Genomic DNA, 3,937 nt, shown 5'->3' with positions numbered 1-3,937 from the left:
GGCCTCTGCCCTGGGATCGGCGGCACCGGGACCACCGGCGGCGGCAACGGCGGCAACGGCGGGGCGGCGGGCTACGGCAGCCTGTTCGCCGGCCTCGGCGGCAACGGCGGTGGCGGCGGCAACGGCGGCAACGCCGACTCCGGACCCGGCGGCACCGCGGGCAGCGGCGGGAACGGCGGCGCCGGCGGCCTGCTCTCGTCCAAGGGCGGACGCGGCGGCAACGGCGGCAACGGCGGCACCTCCAAGTCCGGCACCGGCGGTAATGCCGGCAGCGGCGGAAACGGCGGCCTGTCCGGGAACATCGGCGGCGCCGGCGGAACCGGCGGGAACGGCGGCGGCGGAACCACCGCCGCGGCGTCCGGAGGAAGCGGCGGGTCCGGAGCGTTCGGCTCCTTCCAAGGCGGCTTCGGGGGCGTGGGCGGAACCGGCGGCGGCGGCGGGAAGGGCATCGCGGGCGCACAGGGCGGCTCCGGCGGCACCGGCGGCGGGGCGCTGCTCATCTCCGGCAACGGTGGCGACGGCGGCAGCGGGGGCAGCGGCAACGCCGGGTCCACCAAGGGCAAGCTGGGGCGCAACGGCGTCAGCGGCAGCGGGCCCGGGATCCGGGGCGGCGCCGGCGGCGAAGGCGGTTCGGGCGGGGCTGCCAGCTAACCCCACCGGCACCAGGAAGAGGGGCCCTGCCACGGTGGCGGCCGGGCCACTGGCCGGCGGAGCGTGTCACGCCTGGCGGGCCGCCAGCGCACAGGCCATCTGGGCGTCGTGGGCGTCGTTGTTCAACTCAGTGGCATTCGAATTCAGCGATTCGCCCCCGCCGTGCAAACCCATGACGACGAGGAGCTTGGTGGCGCGCAGGGACCAGGCCCGCATCGGGTTCGAAACCTCGGCCGGCAGACCCGGCGTACCCGCCGCACTCATCGCCGCGGCCGCCGCCTGCCGAAGCGCGGTGCGGCCCACGACGTTTGATCTCCCGACCTCCGGATTCCGATAGTCGACCACGTTGCCGTTGCCGGCGGTCGCGTAAGCGAAGTCCTCGTAGTTCGCCGCGGCTACGTTGAGAGCGGCATCGAACAGCTTGCAGGCGTCAGTCACCGGACTGCCGGCCGGGACGGATTGCACCGGCGGTGCCGAAGCCATGGCCGACTGGGCCGGAACAGGTTGCGGCTCAGAGGGATTGACCGGTTCGGCCGCGCAGTGAGGCGCGTACAGACCAGCCAAGGCCCACATCGACACACCGACTGTCATCAGGGCGCGCCTCATCGTCGTCCTCTCGCCGAGCGCTTGATCGGGGCCGAGAGTACCGCGCAATCACCGCGGAGCACATCGGGCGGTCAGGGCGTGCACTGTTCGACCGATAGGCGGCATCCGACGTTCACGGTGGGTTTCCCGGCCGTACACCTTCACCGTTAACAGTTGGCCCGCGCGAGTGACACAACCAGGTCTCGCACGCGCATCCACCCGATCACGACCGAGAGGCGCCGAGAACAACCGTGTTCACCCGACCTGCCGCATTGCTCGGCGTCTGCCTGCTGGCCGCCATCGCGACCAGCCCCCCGGCCGTCGCAGATCCGCCCGCCGATCCCCCGGTCCAGCCCGCCGCCAACGCCGCGCCGGCGCCGGCGCCGGCGGTGCCCGGGCCGCCCGGTGCCCCCATCGCCTCAGCGGTGCCTGGCAACCTCACCAGCCCGGACGGCTGGGTGCTGACAGTGTCGGCCAAGAACGAGTCCCTGGAACCGGTGGCGTCACTGACCAACTCACCGTGGTCACGCGAGTACGTCGTGGACGGCAGCTTCGAGGGCACGGTCACCGGCTCCGGGAAGACCAAGCTCGCCGGCGGCACACTCGAAGCCGGCTACCAGATCGGCTGCGGAATCATCCAAGACGACATCGAGTCGATCTCGGGCGTGACCGGGATCGCCGGCATCGGCCTACCCTTTGCCACCGGGTCGATCTTCCCGCTCATCCTCGGCGCACAGGCCGGCGAGCAGATCAAGATCGACCTCAAACCGGGCGTGGTGAACATCGTGCCGGTGGCCAAGAAGACCTTCAAGGGCACCAAGTCGCACGTCAACATCCACGGCTACCGCATCAAGGTCGACGGCTGCGCCGGGCAGTCGTTCATCCGGTCCTACGCGACCTTCACCAGCTCCACCGACAACACCGACGACGTGGTGACCTATGTCGGCGTCACCCGGGCCATCTGATGGAAAGGCACACCCTCCCCATGCAACGACTCGCCATCGCCGCGGCCGGCCTGCTGCTCGCCGTGGGCACGGCGCCGGTGACACAGGCCGACCCGCCGGCCGATCCTGCGCTGCCACCGCCCGCGCCCGGGGCGGCTGAGATCGTGCCGGCCGCCAACAACACCGCCCCGGCGCCGCCCCCCGACACCGGTGCCGTCGCCTCGGAAGTGCCGGGCATCGCCACGACGCTCGACGGGCGCACCCTGACGGTGGCCGCCAAGGACGAGACGCAGCTGCCGATCGCCCCGCTCACCACATCGCTGTCGGCCCGGGACTGGCTGGTGGGCGGCACGTTCACCGGATCGACGACCGGGGACGTCGCGGGCGGCACGCTGGAGGTCGGCTACCAGATCGGCTGCGGGGTGGAGATGGACAAGGTCAAGCTCAACGGTGCGCTGACCGGGATCCTGGGCAACACCAACTTCGGCGCGGCCGGGGTGATCCTGCCGCCCTCGATCTCGGTGCAGGCACAGGGTCAGATCGAGGTCGAGCCCAGGCCGGGCACCGTGACGAACGTGACGGTCGACAAGAAGTCCTTCAAGGGCACCTCGGCGCGCGTCACCATCAAGGACGTCCACATCAAGGTGGACAACTGCGTCGGCGCCTCGTCGCTGCGGTCCTACGCGATCCTGACCAGCTCGGCAACCGATGACGACGACGTCGTCGCCTACTACGGCGTCGCGAAGGTCTTCTGATGCGACGGATCAGCGCGCCCGCCGCGATCGCCGTCGCCAGCGCCGGCCGGCCCGTCGGGGATAACCGGAATCCGACCCCGGGCCGGCCGCTAGGGTTGCCGTCATGCGCAAGCACCCCGTGATCTTCGCACTTCCCGCTGCGGCCGTCGCCGTCTGGCTGGCCCCGGTCGCGCTCGCCGATCCGCCCAGCATCCCCACGCCCGGTTCGGAGTCGGCCGCCGCCACCATCGGCGATCTCGACGAGGCCGGCTACGACGTCCAGTTGCAGTACAGCAACGGCTCTCCCGACGCGCCGCTGTCGCAGTGCACCGTCATCGACATCAACACCGCCGGCTCGGCCGGCAACCAGCCGCTCGCCTACGTGACGGTCGACTGCCCGCGGTAACCCCCGGTCAGCCGGCCGGCGGAATCAGAACCGGCGGGGGGACCGCGGCCGGGTCCTGGTAGAACTGCGCGAGTCCCGGGGGCAGCGCGGTGCCGGGTGGCGGCGCGGTTCCCGGCAACGGCTGGCCGAGCTGGTCGCGGGGCATCCGGCCAAGACCGCTGTGCAACAGCGCGTGCACACCCTGATAGGCGTCTACCCGGGCGAAGCCGCTCGGGGTGTTCGGCGACAGGGTGTAGGGCGAGATCTGGTCCTCGTCGGGCATGCCGAAGTTCTGCGGCATCAGCAGGCCCACTGCCGCCAACGGGTCGGAGCCCGGCGCCCCGGCGGGGGCGGGCGCGGCCACCGGCCCCGGTAACTGGGTCAGGTAGCCGGTGATGGCCTGCACCGGATTCACGTCCACCTGCCCGGCCGGCAGCAGGAACGGCACCGCTGGACCCGCGGCAGGCTCGGCGGGGGAGTCAGCCGCGGGATCGGCCGGCGGCGGATCGGCCTGGGCGGCGCCCGGCACGCCAACCAGCAGGGTGGCGACGACGACCGCGGCGGCCGTCCGGATCCGTCGCATCAGAAGACCTTCGCGACGCCGTAGTAGGCGACGACGTCGTCGTCATCGGTTGCCG

General features: G+C 72.0%; 5 protein-coding genes and 1 pseudogene. 4 read left to right on the top strand and 2 right to left on the bottom strand.

The features are described from left to right. Positions 1-651, top strand: a pseudogene (locus ACKOQ4_RS11240) (hypothetical protein); the annotation flags it as partial. Between the two features lie 66 nt (positions 652-717). On the opposite strand, the gene ACKOQ4_RS11235 reads toward ACKOQ4_RS11240, so the two are convergent. Beyond that, positions 718-1,116: an Rv2240c family protein gene (locus ACKOQ4_RS11235; protein WP_526291802.1), complete on the bottom strand. Its 399-nt coding sequence runs from the start codon at positions 1,114-1,116 to the stop codon at positions 718-720. Between the two features lie 371 nt (positions 1,117-1,487). On the opposite strand from ACKOQ4_RS11235, the gene ACKOQ4_RS11230 reads away from it, so the two are divergent. The 3 genes from ACKOQ4_RS11230 to ACKOQ4_RS11220 all read left to right on the top strand — a co-directional run bounded on the left by ACKOQ4_RS11230 (position 1,488) and on the right by ACKOQ4_RS11220 (position 3,320). Next, the gene (locus ACKOQ4_RS11230) at positions 1,488-2,201 is read left to right on the top strand and encodes an MspA family porin (RefSeq protein ID WP_526291801.1); all 714 of its coding nucleotides are present in this window, start codon (positions 1,488-1,490) and stop codon (positions 2,199-2,201) included. A 20-nt stretch (positions 2,202-2,221) separates the two neighbouring features. Beyond that, complete coding sequence (locus tag ACKOQ4_RS11225) at positions 2,222-2,935, top strand: MspA family porin (RefSeq protein ID WP_526291800.1); 714 nt, start codon at positions 2,222-2,224, stop codon at positions 2,933-2,935. 103 nt (positions 2,936-3,038) lie between these two features. After that, a complete protein-coding gene (locus tag ACKOQ4_RS11220) occupies positions 3,039-3,320 on the top strand; it encodes a hypothetical protein (RefSeq protein WP_526291798.1) in 282 nt (93 codons plus the stop codon). A 7-nt stretch (positions 3,321-3,327) separates the two neighbouring features. Here ACKOQ4_RS11220 and ACKOQ4_RS11215 read toward each other — a convergent pair whose 3' ends face one another. Next, on the bottom strand, positions 3,328-3,882 hold the full coding sequence (locus tag ACKOQ4_RS11215) for a hypothetical protein (RefSeq protein ID WP_526291797.1): 555 nt from the start codon (positions 3,880-3,882) through the stop codon (positions 3,328-3,330). Between the last annotated feature and the right edge of the window lie 55 nt (positions 3,883-3,937).

Origin of the sequence: Mycobacterium sp. (genome assembly GCF_046095365.1) — a bacterium.
Classification (GTDB): domain Bacteria; phylum Actinomycetota; class Actinomycetes; order Mycobacteriales; family Mycobacteriaceae; genus Mycobacterium.
This window is presented reverse-complemented; position numbering and strand designations above follow the sequence as displayed.

Bases quoted from the DNA above. Each gene is read 5' to 3' on its own strand.
- ACKOQ4_RS11225 (WP_526291800.1), top strand. From the start codon at position 2,222: ATGCAACGACTCGCCATCGCCGCGGCCGGCCTGCTGCTCGCCGTGGGC.
- ACKOQ4_RS11220 (WP_526291798.1), top strand. From the start codon at position 3,039: ATGCGCAAGCACCCCGTGATCTTCGCACTTCCCGCTGCGGCCGTCGCC.
- ACKOQ4_RS11215 (WP_526291797.1), bottom strand. From the start codon at position 3,882: ATGCGACGGATCCGGACGGCCGCCGCGGTCGTCGTCGCCACCCTGCTG.